Source organism: Flagellimonas eckloniae (assembly GCF_001413955.1).
Classification (GTDB): Bacteria; Bacteroidota; Bacteroidia; order Flavobacteriales; family Flavobacteriaceae; genus Flagellimonas; species Flagellimonas eckloniae.
In genome coordinates, this window is sequence record NZ_LCTZ01000002.1 from 600243 (window position 1) to 614238 (window position 13996).

Here is a 13996-nt window from a genome sequence, read left to right on the forward strand (position 1 = left end):
ATACTTTTAAAGCTTATTAATTAAGGTAGTCCCAAAGATTAGAACATCTATGAAAGCCCCATTCAAGAAAGCCCTACTTGGTCTATGTTTTGCCTTCACATTTTCGGCATTAGCACAAGAGACTAATTCTTCCGAAACAAAATCAATAACTCAAAATACAATTGAATCCAACACACACAAAATTTTGATGGCTGCAGTTAAGGCTACCAAAATGGATGATATTTTGGATAAGTCTGGACCCTTTACAGTTTTTGCACCCTCTGACAAGGCTTTCGAGAAGTTTTCAAGTACCAAAATGGAAGAGTTGATTAACTCAAAAGATAAAACAGAGTTGAAGTCTTTGTTAACCTACCACATAGTTGCAGGTAACTTATCGGCATCAAAAATTTTGAGAGCCATGTGTAAGGGAAATGGTAAAGCAAGCTTTACTACTATTCAGGGTAAAAAGCTAATCGCCCAGATGGATGGTTATGATATTGTATTAACGGATCATTTGGGTAACACAGCTAGAATTACAGCAGCAGACGTGAATCAGAAGAATGGAGTTATCCATGAAATTGATAGTGTCATACTTCCATCACAAATGTAATCAGCGTAGTTCCGCGGACAATTCCTTTTGATAAGCTGCCAACAATTTTGACATAATTTTATCTATTTGCTTATCCGTCAAGGTCTTTTTCTCATCAGAAAGTGTAAAACTTATCGCATAGGATTTTTTGCCTTCTGGTAACTTACTTCCTGTATAAACGTCAAATAGGTTCACTTTTTTCAGGAGGTTTTTTTCAGTTTTCCAGGCTAGATCATATACTTGCTGGAATGATGTTGCCTCATCTAATAAAAGGGCAAAATCCCTAGTGACCTCTGGAAATTTTGGAATTTCCCTGAAAGTGATATTCTGGGTATTAATAAGACCAAGAATAGCATCCCAATCAAAATCAGCATAGAAAACATCTTGTTTTACGTCAGATTTTTTGAGTATTTGTTTGCTCACCAATCCGTAAGTACCTATTGCTTTTCCGTTTTTACTGCATGATAAACCTTCAGCATAAATAGTATCACTATAGGGTTCAACAAGAATTCCTTTTATACCAAGACGACTAAAAATGGTTTCAACACAACCTTTCAAGAAGAAAAAGTCAGTCTTTTTTGAATCTGTAGCCCAACTATCTTCTGAACGATTTCCAGATATAAAAATGGCTAAATGCTGCTTCTCTTTATTTTCTGTACCAACTTTATTATATGTTTTGCCAAACTCAAAAAGGCGTAAGTTAGTTTTTTGTCGATTGTTATTATAGCTTACAGTTTGAAGTCCAGAGAATAACATTGATGTTCTAAGCACTGATAAATCTGAACTTAGTGGATTTAGCATTTCCACAGGATTAGCTCCTGTATTGAACACATTTTGACTTTCTGCCCCTACCAAGCTATTGGTCATGATTTCATAAAAACCTTGAGCCGCTAACATAGTACCAACAACATCTTGAACCTTATAGTTTTCAAAATTGGAGGTTTTGGCAATGGATGCTGTTAGTTTTTCTTTAAAATCTATATTGTTATACCCATAAACCCTAAGAATTTCCTCAATTACATCCACTTCTCTTTCAACATCCACACGGTACGTGGGAATGGTTAACCCCAGACCGGACTCTGTAACATTGTTGACTTTTATTTCGAGAGAACTCAAAATAGATTTTATGGTATCTCTCGGGATTTCCTGGCCAATTAGAGAGTTTATTTTATCAAAAGTTAAAAAAACCTGTTGTTCTTGCGCTCTTTTAGGGTAGAGGTCTACCACTTCGGAACTAATATCACCCCCTGCAATCTCTCGTATCAACAAGGCAGCGCGTTTCAATGCGTATTCGGTTATGTTAATGTCAATACCACGTTCAAACCTAAAAGAAGCGTCGGTGTTAAGGTTATGTCTTTTTGCTGTTTTCCGAATTGATACAGAATCAAAATATGCGCTTTCCAAAAATATAGATGAAGTATGTTCCGTAACACCTGAGTGAATTCCTCCAAAAACCCCTGCAATACACATGGGTTTTTCATCATCACAAATCATAAGGTCATCTTTGTGAAGTTCACGCTCCACATTATCTAGAGTAGTGAATTTTGTGCCAGCGGCCAATGTCTTTACTTTAATTTTGGCGCCTTTAATTTTTGATGCATCGAAAGCATGCAGTGGCTGACCGAGTTCATGCAATACATAGTTCGTAACATCTACAATATTGTTTATTGGAGATAGACCTATTGCCCTCAAACGATTTTTTAACCAATCTGGAGATTCCTGGACGATGATATTATTAATGGTTAAACCACAATACCTTGGTGCCAGGGCAATATCTTCAACCTCAACATCAATCTTCAATGATCGATTATCAACTAAAAAATTACTTGTTGATGGGGTAACCAATTCTTTTTGAATTTCTTGTTGCTCCAATCCAGCCTTAAGATCGCGGGCAACACCATAGTGGCTCATGGCATCTGCACGATTGGGAGTAAGTCCTATTTCAAAAACTTCATCATTTTCAATTTCAAAAACCTCTGAACATGGGGTTCCGGGCTCCAAAATTTCACTTAGCACCATAATACCATCATGCCCTATACCCAAGCCCAGCTCATCTTCCGCGCAAATCATTCCGTGGCTTTCCTCTCCTCGTATTTTTCCTTTTTTTATTTGCCAAGGTTCTCCTTCTGGCGAGTATAATGTTGTGCCGATGGTTGCAACGGGAACTTTCTGCCCTGCAGCAACATTGGGAGCACCGCAAACAATTTGCACATGAGCTTCCTCCCCAATATCAACCGTGGTTAGTTTAAGCCTATCTGCATTTGGGTGTTTGTCACATGTAAGTACATGTCCAACCACTACACCTTGCAATCCTCCTTTAACCGATTCAAAGCTTGAAATTCCCTCAACTTCAAGACCTAAGTCCGTCAACAGCTCTCCTGTTTTTTGCGAATTCCAGTCAATCTGCAAAAATTGCTTCAACCAGTTGTAAGAAATTTTCATACCCCAATTTTAAAGTGGACAAATATAAAACAATAGGGTTACAGATTCAATGTAAATATTATGCTAAACTCATGTAATGAGTGTAAGTTTTTGGTTGTATTTTAGATAAATGCAATAAATCTTCTTGATTATGAAAAGAATTTTGGTTTTGGTCTGCTCTCTATCGTTGCTATTTTTTTCATGTAAAGAAGAAAAGAAGCAGCTTGCAATTGGGGATTGGTGGGGTAAGATGGATGTTTCATCCAGTAAAATACTTCCCTTTACATTCAAAGTTTTGGAAAACCATAATGGAGAGTTAACTATTGAAATCTACAATTCCAATGAAGTGGTCATTGTTGATGAAATTGAAATCTACAATGATTCCATACGTATTAAAATGCCAATTTTTGAAGGATATGTATTGGGCACTTTTTCGGAGCGCACGATAGAAGGGAATTTTATAAAGGAAAGTTTAAATCGTGTGGTGCCTTTTTATGCGAGTTATGGAAAACGAGACCGATTTGAGGTAAAATCAGATGCAAAGACCAATGTTTCTGGAGTTTGGGAGGCCCATTTTGATGATGGGGATAATGGAGAATATCCTGCAAAAGGTATTTTTATACAGCAAAACAATAGGGTTACAGGTACGTTCCGAACCGAGACAGGGGATTACCGATATTTGGAAGGTGTTGTAGATGGAGATTCATTAAACCTTTCAACTTTTGATGGAGCTCATGTTTTTCTGTTTACTGCCAAGGTCACGGATAGTACTTTGAATGGCTATTTCTATTCAGGAAATCATTATGCAGAAAAATTTGTTGCAAAACGGAACGAAGCTTTTGAATTATCGGACGCAAGTACATTAACTTTTTTAAAAGAAGGCTACCATAAAATAGATTTTTCATTTCCTGATGAGAATGGTACTATGATTAGTTTGTCAGATGCTAGATTTAAGGATAAAGTGGTATTGGCACAAATTATGGGTACATGGTGCCCCAATTGTCTGGATGAAACAAAGTTTTATGTGAACTATATGAAAGATCATTCCATGGAAGATGTAGAGTTTGTTGCATTGGCATTTGAATATGCAAAAACAAAGGAAAAAGCATTCGAGGGAATAAAAAGACTTAAAAATAGAGTAGGGGTCGAGTATCCAATAGTATTGGCTCAATATGGAACTTCCGATAAGAAAATTGCCAATGAAAAACTACCCATGTTAAACCATGTTATCTCGTATCCAACTACAATTTATATAGATAAAAAAGGTGACGTACAAAAAATCCATACGGGTTTCAACGGTCCGGCGACTGGTGACAAACATGAAGAATTCAAAAAAGAGTTTGATGAGACAATGAAACTCTTACGAAGCAAGAAATAAGGAGGTAATCAAATAATTGTTGACTTGCCTAAATCGATATTTTCGTCGTTAATATTAATGTCGTCCTCGCTATCCACAATATTATCAGCAATAAAATCTCCCACCTGATTGGTGCCGTACTTACTGGAAGCATCCAAATCTGGGGTTACAATGCCTTTTTTTAAGGATTTGCCAACCGCTTCTCGTACTGCCATTGCCTCTTCAAAAAGCTTGAAATGTTCCAAAAACATGGCTGCTGAAAGTATAGATGCAATCGGATTGGCAATATCTTTTCCCTTAGCTTGCGGGTATGAGCCATGAATAGGTTCAAACATGGCACTTTCGCTTCCAACGGATGCAGAGGCCAATAAACCAATAGAGCCACCAATTACACTTCCTTCATCAGAAATAATATCACCAAACATATTTTCTGTAAGGATGACATCAAACTGACTGGGGTTTAAAATAATCTGCATGGCCGCATTGTCAACAAAAAGAAAATCCAAGGCGACATCAGGATAACTTTCACCAATTTTAGCCACAACCTTTCGCCATAATCTGGAAGATTCCAAAACATTGGCCTTATCAATCAAAGTAAGTTTGTTTTTTCTATTTTTTGCTGCCTTAAAAGCTAAATGGGCTATACGACTTATTTCTTTTTCTGAATACTCGCAAAGGTCGGAGGCTACTGTACCTTCATCGTTCAATTTTTTTTCACCAAAATAGATTCCTCCTGTCAATTCCCTATAAATAGTGAAATCGGTACCAGCGATAATATCTTTTTTTAATGGAGAATTGTCAATTAAAGTAGGAAAAATTTGAACGGGTCTAATATTTGCGAAAAGTCCAAGTTCTTTGCGCAATGCCAATAAGCCTTGTTCTGGTCTTATTTTGGAATTTGGATCATTATCATATTTTGGGTCTCCAATTGCTCCAAACAATACAGCATCTGCTTCCTTGCATAGTTTCAGTGTGGCATCTGGAAGTGGATTTCCTTTTTTATGGATTGCAATCGCCCCAACCAATGCTTCTTTATAGGTGAAATTATGGTTAAAGGTTTCTTCAACGGCCTGAAGACATTTTACCGCCTGTTTCAATACTTCTGGTCCAACACCATCCCCAGGGAGTAAAGCTATATTGAGATTCATTAAAGTCTCATTTGAAGTTTAAGAACAGAATAACTATGCCAAACTTTCGATGGTGATATCACAGGTATCAATAATTTGATGAATATCCTCATCCAAAATTTCCTTTTTCTGATCAGCAAATTTTAGGAAGTTTTCATAAACCACATCCAATTGTAACTTGGTTAGTTCGTATCCTACATTTTTTGCTCTATATGCCAAAGCTGCACGGCCACTTCTGGCTGTAAGTACAATGGAAGATTCGCTTACACCAACATCCTTTGGATCCATAATTTCATAGGTTTCACGCTGTTTGATAACCCCATCTTGATGTATTCCTGAGCTATGGGCAAAGGCATTGGAACCAACTATAGCTTTATTTGGCTGTACCGGCATTCCCATTTTTTGTGATACCATCTGACTGGTATCCAAAAGAAGTGTGCTGTTTACGTTTGTATCTAAATTTAAATAAGGGTGTTGTCTTAAGATCATGACTACCTCTTCTAAAGAAGTGTTTCCAGCACGTTCTCCAATACCGTTTATGGTACATTCAATTTGTCTGGCACCATTTACTACTCCTGCAATGGAATTAGCAGTTGCCAAACCTAAATCATTATGACAGTGACACGAAAGTATGGCCTTTTCTATTCCCTTGACATTTTCTTTTAAATACTTCATTTTTGCTCCATATTCTTCTGGTAAGCAATATCCAGTAGTGTCCGGAATATTAAGAACAGTGGCACCAGCTTTTACTACAGCTTCGCAGACTTGCGCCAAGAACTCATTATCCGTACGTCCTGCGTCTTCCGCATAAAACTCCACATCTTCCACAAAAGACTTTGCATAAGTAACGGCCTCAACTGCGCGCTCAATGATTTTATCTCGGGTGGTGTTAAACTTATATTTTATGTGGGAATCTGAAGTGCCAATGCCAGTATGTATTCTTGGTCTTTTGGCAATCTTAATAGCTTCAGCGGCAACTTCTATATCTTTCTTAACGGCCCTGGTCAAACCACAGACCGTTGCATTTTTGACCAATTTTGCGATTTCATGAACAGATTTAAAGTCTCCAGGACTTGAAATAGGAAAGCCTGCTTCAATAACATCGACTCCAAGTTGATCTAAACGCTCAGCTATGACCAATTTTTGAGTCGTATCCAACTTACAACCAGGGACCTGTTCACCATCCCTAAGTGTAGTATCAAAAATTTGTACCTTATCTTTACTCATTATTTTAGTCAATTTATTCTAAGCTATACGAAGATATGGTAGGAGTTTTCAAGAACTAAAAAATGATAAAAATCATTACAACGTTAAATTGTATTTCATAGTATTTAAATGTCTGAATTACAATTATTTAAATTATATATTTTACGATGACAAATGCCCATAAGGACACCTTATTTGTACTGATTAAGTCGCTTTCCAAATCAGAGAAACGTCAGTTTAAACTCTATGTTGGTCGTCTTGGGGTAAATACAGATGCTAAATTCCTGGCACTTTTTAACCTTATGGATAAGATGCGGATGTATGACGAACGACAAATTTTGGATAGCGGAATTGTAAAAAAAGCGCAACTATCCAACTTAAAGGCACATCTCTACAAACAAATACTTGTAAGCTTGCGATTGAACCCTGTAAATCAAAATATTCGGGTTCAAATACGGGAACAATTGGATTTTGCCACAATCCTTTATCAAAAGGGGCTGTATAAGCAAAGTTTGAAAATTTTGGACAAGGCCAAAAATTTTGCGATTGAGAATGAGGAAAAGAATGTGGCTTATGAAATTGTGGAACTCGAAAAAATAATTGAGACACAATATATTACCAGAAGTATTCCTGATCGGGCGGATGAGCTTTCGGTGCAAGCAAAAGAACTTTCGGCACATAATGTAATGACAAGCAAGCTTTCCAATTTGTCTTTGCAGTTGTATGGAATGATGCTGAAAGTAGGTTATGTACGGAATGATGAAGATTTAAGAAGCGTAAAAGATTATTTTGAGAAGCACATGCCCGCCTACAATCTGGATGATTTGGGCTTTCGCGAAAAATTATGGCTCTATAAAGCTCATTTATGGTATAGTTTTCTAACCCAAGATTTTTTATCCTCTTATAAATATGCAAGTAAATGGGTAGATCTTTTCTATGACAATGAAGAAATGATTGCTTTGAACCCTGTTTTCTTTTTAAAGGGGAATCATTATTTATTGGAATCTCAGTTTTTTGTAAAATATAGATCTCAGTTCAAGGAGACCTTAGAGCGAATGGAAGCGCAAGTTGGTAGCCCTAAGTTTCCTCAGAATGATAATATAGCTTCGCTTGCGTTTTTATACATCAATTCAAACAAATTAAACCTTCATTTTTTAGAGGGCACCTTCAATAAAGGACTGTATTTAGTTAATATTATTGAGTACGGAATCAAAAAACACAAGGATAGGATTGATGAGCACCATATCATGCTTCTATATTATAAGATTGCATGTCTTTATTTTGGAAATGGGGATAATAAAAATTGCATTGTCTATCTAAAGAAAATCATTTCGAATAAAAACTTAAAAATGCGCGAGGATCTGATGTGTTTTGCCCGTGTATTGAGCCTCGTTGCACATTATGAGGCAGGAATGGACTATCACCTGGAAGTACAGCTTAAAAGCACCTACAAGTTCTTATTGAAAATGAACGACTTGCATGCAGTTCAAAAAGAGATGATAAAGTTTTTACGTAGTCTTGGTGACATATACCCGAATGAACTTAGAAATGAATTTCAAAAGCTCTATAACGAGCTCAAGAAATATGAGAACCATCCATACGAAAAAAGAGCTTTTTTGTATTTGGATATTCTTTCCTGGTTGGAAAGCCATTTAGAAAATAAACCTGTTGGACAGATTATACGAGAAAAGGCGTTGGCGATTACCCGTTAGCGACATGCATTCCAAATAGCATCATTTGGTGGGTTGGCAACTAAAGTCAACAATTCTTTTTTTACGGGGTGTTCAAGTTCAAGACTTCTCGCATGTAAATGTATCCCCCCATTTTTGTTGCTTCTATCCGCGCCATATTTTAAATCCCCTTTTATAAAGCAACCCATAGTGGCCAACTGAGCTCTAATTTGGTGGTGTCTTCCTGTTTGTAAATCAATTTCCAAGAGGAAATAATTGTCCATTTTTTTTAGAATTCTATATTCCAGAACAGCCTTTTTACTATTTTGAATCTCTTTTTTATAGGCGTAAGATTTGTTTTGCTTTGGATTCCGAACCAGCCAATGCGTTAAAACTCCATGTTCGTTTTCTGGAGCTTTTTTTACAACTGCCCAATAGGTCTTTTTAGGTTTTCCTTCTGAAAACATCTTGTTTAGGCGCGGCAGTGCTTTAGAAGTTTTGGCAAACAGCACAATTCCGGAAGTGGGCCTATCCAATCTATGCACAACACCTAAATAAACATTACCTGGTTTGTTATATTTTTCTTTGAGGGCCTGTTTTACTACTTCACTCAGTGGTTTATCCCCGGTTTTATCCCCTTGAACAATATCCCCAGATCTTTTATTGATTACAATAAGGTGGTTGTCTTCGTATAGCACTTCAATGTTGGAAGGATTTGAATGTAGGGTTTTATCAGCCAATGGAATCAATATTGCTCATCTTCATTAGGGAAATCCTTGCTCTTAACGTCGTCAACATATTGGGAGATAGCGCTACTCATTTCCTCATATAAGTTCATATACCTGCGGAGAAACCTGGGATTAAACTCATGTGTCATCCCTAGCAGGTCATGTACTACCAATACTTGCCCATCAACTCCATTTCCAGCGCCAATTCCAATAATGGGAATCGATACACTTTCAGCTACTTCTTTAGCCAGTTTTGCAGGTATTTTTTCCAATACAATTCCAAAACATCCCAATTCTTCCAACATTTTGGCATCCTCTTTAAGTTTTTTTGCTTCCGCCTCCTCTTTGGCCCTAACAGTATATGTTCCGAATTTATAAATAGATTGGGGAGTGAGTCCCAAATGCCCCATTACAGGAATGCCTGCCTGCAGAATACGTTTAACAGATTCTTGAATTTCTTCCCCACCCTCAACTTTTACGGCATGTCCTCCACTTTCTTTCATAATTCGGATGGCTGAACGCAAAGCTTCCTTGGAATCACTTTGATAACTACCAAAAGGAATATCAACAACGACCAAAGCTCGTTTTGCGGCTCTTACCACGGAACTTGCATGATAAATCATTTGGTCTAAGGTAATGGGTAAAGTGGTTTCATGCCCTGCAATGACATTACTGGCAGAATCTCCAACTAAAATCACATCTACATTTGCAGCATCAACAATTTTGGCCATGGAGTAATCGTATGAGGTAAGCATGGAAATTTTCTCCCCATTTTGCTTCATCTCTATTAAGGACTTAACGGTTACCCTTTTGTACTCTTTTTTTGCAACTGACATTATGGTTTGCTTTTGATGGCTAAATGTAAGCAGATTTGTTTAAATTAGATTCAAATCAAAAAACATCAAAATGAAATACGTAACACTTTTTTTATTACTACTCGTTTTCAATGTCAATGCACAGGGCCCTAACCCTCCAGAAGAGGATAAGCTGGCCGTTAAACAAGTTATTGTGGATTTCTTCGATGGATTTCACAAACAGGATTCAATTGCCATGAGCAGTCTTGTTACAGATAATGTTGTTTTGCAGACAACAGCAAGAAACAAGAAGGGAGAAACCTTGTTTAAAACAGAGAAATTTGAAAAACTTATAACCTCCATTACCAGTATCCCGGACAGTATTGCCTTTGAAGAAAAATTGACTTCATGGTCTATTCAAGTAGACCGCACAATGGCCAATGCATGGGTAGGCTATGAATTTTGGATTAATGAGAAATTCAGCCATTGTGGAATAAATTCTTTTCAACTCATTAATTTTGATGGGGAGTGGAAAATTATTTATTTAATAGATACAAGGGGAAAGGCAGGTTGTCTTGAAGAATAGCTCAAAAAAATAAAATTGTCTCTTTTCGGTTCAAACGCAATATTAGTCCCTAATTTAAGTTTGAAAAAGATACTGATCAAGTGACGATTATGAATTATAGACTGCTCTTTTTGGTTTATCTTTTTATACTTAACCTTAGTTGTAAGAAAAATGATGAAAAACAGCTGGTTTTGGTAGCTGAAACCCAAAAAGAAAAGATTCAAGAAAAGCCAAGAACACTCTATTTACCTGATTTCGGCCTTTACTTAAATAATTGGCCCCAAAATTGGGTATTAGCCAACCATGGTAATGGATGTCAAACGGGTAGTAACAGTGTCAGTTTTATTTTTGGTACTACCTATGAAACAGAAGGTATTTTAGAAATAGAGACGGTTGGCGATTTAGGTGAAGATTATTTTTCAACTTTTGAGTTAAAGCAACGTAGTCTTTGGGGTGATAAAAAAAGAGTTGACCTCGATTTGGAAACTGTCGACGGGGGCAAGGTGAGGCTTAAATTTCTAAACCTTAACAAAAGGTATGAAAAATGGGTTGTTGAAAATGTGGACTGTTTACCTCCTTTTGAAGATGTAATCATAGATGAAGTTACTTTTCCAAGTTTTCCAATATACGGCCCGCAAAAACAACAACGAATCAATATAATTTTTGATTTTAATATACTATCCTCCACCCGTGATTATCAAATGACCTTCCAAAATCAAACCTCTAGACTTGGTGTTAGTTGCTCCTTGCGAAATGAAATTAAAGGGAATGTGGAAACATCGATAGGGAAATCTAGTAAAAGGTTTGGTATTGGAGATATTGTTTACATTGATGCTAAAGAAGAAAATGTAAGTTGGAAAGTGGTACAAGAAAAAGGAAAATTGGTTGTTTTTGAAAAAGAGCATGGAAAGACAAAGACGCTTTATGAAATTCCAATTTCTGAAGACTATGATTTTACGTTTTATGCCAATGCAGAATAGTAATCAGTAAAACACCTCTATCCCTATCTATTAACCGTTTAAGCAATGCTTTAAGATTCGCTACCGGCTTAATCCTAAAAATAAAAATCAAGGACGTTTTCAAAACATCTTTTCTATTACCTTTTAAATAGCGATTTAAACAGGTTAAATGATTAATTCGATAAAATTTTAATATCATCAATTAATCGAAGGATTTCATCATTGTTGGTTCCATCATAAACTCCCCGTATTTGTTTGGCCTTGTCCACAAGTATAAAATTGGGAGTATGGATAAAATCTTGCAACCCACCATCACCTTGGTCCACAACGGCAAAATAGCTTTTACGGGCCAAATTGTATATGTGCTTTTTGTTGCCAGTAGTTATATTCCATTTAGAATCGATGACGCCTTTGTCAGTTGCATATTTTCTTAAAACTGGAACACTATCCATTTCTGGTGTTACGGACATGGATAAAAACATGACATCATCATTGTTCAAGAAAATCTGCTGCAATTTTTCCATGTTGTTTGACATGATAGGACAGATACTTGGGCAGCGGGTAAAAAAGAAGTCAGTTACATAAATTTTATTGTCATAATCTGACTGTGTAATGATTTCTCCATTCTGATTTGTCAATTTAAAATCAGCTACTGTATGATGGTTTCCCACATTTTGTAGGCTTACATCCACTAATTCCGGATTAAAATCTTGAGGACTATAAACGGGTAATTCCGAACTTCTTCTTGAAAGGAAGAAAACAACAGCCAAAATACCAATTACAGCAAGCGCTATTGGTATTTTGGATGATTTCAACTTTTTAAAGGAGGTCATTTATTATAGGATTGACGTTTCAATTTCAATATCTGAATGCTCCCAAGCCTTTTCAAATTCTTGCTTTATTGCCTGAGCTTCTTCAAGCTTCCCCTGAGCTTTTAAACTGTTGTGCAAACCCATTAATGACCATCCGTTTTGTCTAAGAACATCTAAATCCTCTTTATAGATTTTTTCAGCCTCCTCATATTTTTTGGCATTCATTAATATGGCTCCTAAGTTTTGTCGTGTTGGAATGTGCCATGCTGCTGGCTCCGTATAGGTAAGACCATCCTCAAATTCCACTGCATTTTCAAGATGCTTTATGGCTTTGGAAGTGTCACCGTTCAATGCAGCCAACTCCCCGGCAACAACTTCGTATGCTATGTTCGCCGAATAAACAGAGGCATTGTTGGCAGTAGCTACTAAATCTGCTAATTCTGGATCATTTTTCAACGCTTCAATTGCATCCAATTCTTCTTGAGCTTCTTTGCTGTTTCCTTTACGGATAAAGGCTATACCTCTAGCATAATGCCGTATCAAATTCAAATGTTTAATATCTTTTTTTGGAGCAGGAATTGTAAGGATTTCATTCCATTTACCAAACCGAGTGTAGGCCAACATTGGGGTGGCTGCAAAGTCTTGTAAAAAAGGCATGTTGATAAACTCTCCAACAGGTACTTTTTCGGCAGTTTTTTTAGCGGCATCAATGGCAATATCACTATCACCCAGTAAGCTAGCTGCTGACCACAGAAAATGAATGTTATGGGGATAATATCCTAAAGGATATAACCCTTGCGAATAACATTGAGAGATGTAGTCTTCATCTGCCAAAATTGCTTTTTGATTTGCCTTTACCGCATCTAGATAACGTCCAACTCGGATATATATGTGTGAAGGCATATGAACAATATGTCCAGCAGCGGGCATTAGCCCTCCTAATTTATCCGCACTTGCAACGGCTAGATCTGGTTTAGGTAACTCTACCATATGTATATAATAATGGTGTGCTCCTGGGTTGTTTGGGTTTATTTCCATGGCCTTTTCCAGGGCCGCCTTGGCCTCAGCAATATTAGGGGAAGGGTTTCCTTCTTCATCCCAGTAATTCCAAGGAACTGTATTCATGACTGATGCTGCATAAAGAATTTGGACTTCGGCATCTTCTGGAAATTCTTTTAGCACTTCGACCATAGCATTCATATATGCTATATTTAGCTCCTCTATATCTTTGGTCAAATCTTCGCTATATCTTGAAGTTAAGGCATTTATTAATGCTTGCTCTTTAGGAGTGGCATTCGCACTTAAATTTCTGGCTTTGGCCATAGCCTCATTGGTTTTTATTTTGCGATCATCCGGAGGCAGTGGATCATTAATATTAGGGCCCAATGCATAAGCTTGACCCCAATAAGTCATGGGTGAGGTTGGATCTAAGCGAGAAGCTTCCATAAAAGATCTATGCGCCTCAGCATGATTAAATGCGTAAGTAAGCTTTAATCCTTGGTTAAAGAATGTTTGCGCACGCTCATTTTTAGTAGTGATTGTAAAACTTAAATCTCCCAAATTTTCAAAAAGAGGTGAAATTTGTTGCGTAGAGTCCACCACTTCCAGTAAATAGTTGGTGGGCGTACATTTGATAAAACTAAAAGATGCTTTCTGATAGTTTTTAGGTGTTCCTGTAGAATTGTTCTTGGTTAAAAAATGAATCGATACTAATACTCCTAACACTGATATGGCCAGTCCTAATTTTGTTTTCATAATGTTCTTATTATAATGTGTTCTTAATACTTTG

General features: G+C 36.9%; 12 protein-coding genes. 5 read left to right on the forward strand and 7 right to left on the reverse strand.

Annotated features, from left to right (window positions below; translation table 11 throughout):
* Positions 1–49 precede the first annotated feature (49 nt).
* Positions 50–589 carry a fasciclin domain-containing protein gene (locus AAY42_RS02660; RefSeq protein ID WP_055392457.1) on the forward strand — a complete coding sequence of 180 codons (540 nt, stop codon included), beginning with the start codon at positions 50–52 and terminating at the stop codon, positions 587–589.
* On the opposite strand, the gene pheT is transcribed toward AAY42_RS02660, so the two are convergent.
* Positions 590–3010, reverse strand: a complete 2421-nt coding sequence (pheT, locus tag AAY42_RS02665; protein ID WP_055392458.1) for a phenylalanine--tRNA ligase subunit beta — start codon at positions 3008–3010, stop codon at positions 590–592.
* A gap of 130 nt (positions 3011–3140) precedes the next feature.
* On the opposite strand from pheT, the gene AAY42_RS02670 reads away from it, so the two are divergent.
* Complete coding sequence (locus AAY42_RS02670) at positions 3141–4367, forward strand: peroxiredoxin family protein (protein WP_055392459.1); 1227 nt, start codon at positions 3141–3143, stop codon at positions 4365–4367.
* A gap of 8 nt (positions 4368–4375) precedes the next feature.
* On the opposite strand, the gene leuB is transcribed toward AAY42_RS02670, so the two are convergent.
* Positions 4376–5494, reverse strand: coding sequence for a 3-isopropylmalate dehydrogenase (gene leuB / locus AAY42_RS02675; protein WP_055392460.1), 1119 nt, complete (start codon positions 5492–5494; stop codon positions 4376–4378).
* Positions 5495–5527: 33 nt separating this feature from the next.
* Positions 5528–6700, reverse strand: coding sequence for a 2-isopropylmalate synthase (locus tag AAY42_RS02680; RefSeq protein WP_082433302.1), 1173 nt, complete (start codon positions 6698–6700; stop codon positions 5528–5530).
* Positions 6701–6846: 146 nt separating this feature from the next.
* On the opposite strand from AAY42_RS02680, the gene AAY42_RS02685 reads away from it, so the two are divergent.
* Complete coding sequence (locus AAY42_RS02685; RefSeq protein WP_055392461.1) at positions 6847–8391, forward strand: hypothetical protein; 1545 nt, start codon at positions 6847–6849, stop codon at positions 8389–8391.
* Here AAY42_RS02685 and AAY42_RS02690 read toward each other — a convergent pair.
* On the reverse strand, positions 8388–9089 hold the full coding sequence (locus tag AAY42_RS02690) for an RluA family pseudouridine synthase (RefSeq protein WP_055397696.1): 702 nt from the start codon (positions 9087–9089) through the stop codon (positions 8388–8390). The genes AAY42_RS02685 and AAY42_RS02690 overlap by 4 nt on opposite strands.
* Positions 9090–9094: 5 nt before the next feature.
* On the reverse strand, positions 9095–9913 hold the full coding sequence (gene panB / locus AAY42_RS02695) for a 3-methyl-2-oxobutanoate hydroxymethyltransferase (RefSeq protein WP_055392462.1): 819 nt from the start codon (positions 9911–9913) through the stop codon (positions 9095–9097).
* Positions 9914–9983: 70 nt separating this feature from the next.
* On the opposite strand from panB, the gene AAY42_RS02700 reads away from it, so the two are divergent.
* Both AAY42_RS02700 and AAY42_RS02705 read left to right on the forward strand, forming a co-directional pair.
* Positions 9984–10457, forward strand: coding sequence for a nuclear transport factor 2 family protein (locus tag AAY42_RS02700; RefSeq protein WP_055392463.1), 474 nt, complete (start codon positions 9984–9986; stop codon positions 10455–10457).
* A gap of 89 nt (positions 10458–10546) precedes the next feature.
* Positions 10547–11416 carry a hypothetical protein gene (locus AAY42_RS02705; protein WP_055392464.1) on the forward strand — a complete coding sequence of 290 codons (870 nt, stop codon included), beginning with the start codon at positions 10547–10549 and terminating at the stop codon, positions 11414–11416.
* 152 nt (positions 11417–11568) lie between these two features.
* Here the strand turns inward: AAY42_RS02705 and AAY42_RS02710 are convergent, their stop codons facing one another.
* Both AAY42_RS02710 and AAY42_RS02715 read right to left on the reverse strand, forming a co-directional pair.
* Entirely contained in the window at positions 11569–12228 is a 660-nt protein-coding gene (locus AAY42_RS02710; RefSeq protein WP_055392465.1) for an SCO family protein, read from the reverse strand.
* A 3-nt stretch (positions 12229–12231) separates the two neighbouring features.
* Positions 12232–13962: a tetratricopeptide repeat protein gene (locus AAY42_RS02715; RefSeq protein ID WP_055392466.1), complete on the reverse strand. Its 1731-nt coding sequence runs from the start codon at positions 13960–13962 to the stop codon at positions 12232–12234.
* Between the last annotated feature and the right edge of the window lie 34 nt (positions 13963–13996).

Bases quoted from the DNA above. Each gene is read 5' to 3' on its own strand.
- AAY42_RS02680 (WP_082433302.1), bottom strand. From the start codon at position 6,700: ATGAGTAAAGATAAGGTACAAATTTTTGATACTACACTTAGGGATGGT.
- AAY42_RS02715 (WP_055392466.1), bottom strand. From the start codon at position 13,962: ATGAAAACAAAATTAGGACTGGCCATATCAGTGTTAGGAGTATTAGTA.
- AAY42_RS02705 (WP_055392464.1), top strand. From the start codon at position 10,547: ATGAATTATAGACTGCTCTTTTTGGTTTATCTTTTTATACTTAACCTT.
- AAY42_RS02670 (WP_055392459.1), top strand. From the start codon at position 3,141: ATGAAAAGAATTTTGGTTTTGGTCTGCTCTCTATCGTTGCTATTTTTT.
- AAY42_RS02685 (WP_055392461.1), top strand. From the start codon at position 6,847: ATGACAAATGCCCATAAGGACACCTTATTTGTACTGATTAAGTCGCTT.
- AAY42_RS02700 (WP_055392463.1), top strand. From the start codon at position 9,984: ATGAAATACGTAACACTTTTTTTATTACTACTCGTTTTCAATGTCAAT.
- AAY42_RS02710 (WP_055392465.1), bottom strand. From the start codon at position 12,228: ATGACCTCCTTTAAAAAGTTGAAATCATCCAAAATACCAATAGCGCTT.
- AAY42_RS02660 (WP_055392457.1), top strand. From the start codon at position 50: ATGAAAGCCCCATTCAAGAAAGCCCTACTTGGTCTATGTTTTGCCTTC.
- leuB (WP_055392460.1), bottom strand. From the start codon at position 5,494: ATGAATCTCAATATAGCTTTACTCCCTGGGGATGGTGTTGGACCAGAA.
- panB (WP_055392462.1), bottom strand. From the start codon at position 9,913: ATGTCAGTTGCAAAAAAAGAGTACAAAAGGGTAACCGTTAAGTCCTTA.
- pheT (WP_055392458.1), bottom strand. From the start codon at position 3,010: ATGAAAATTTCTTACAACTGGTTGAAGCAATTTTTGCAGATTGACTGG.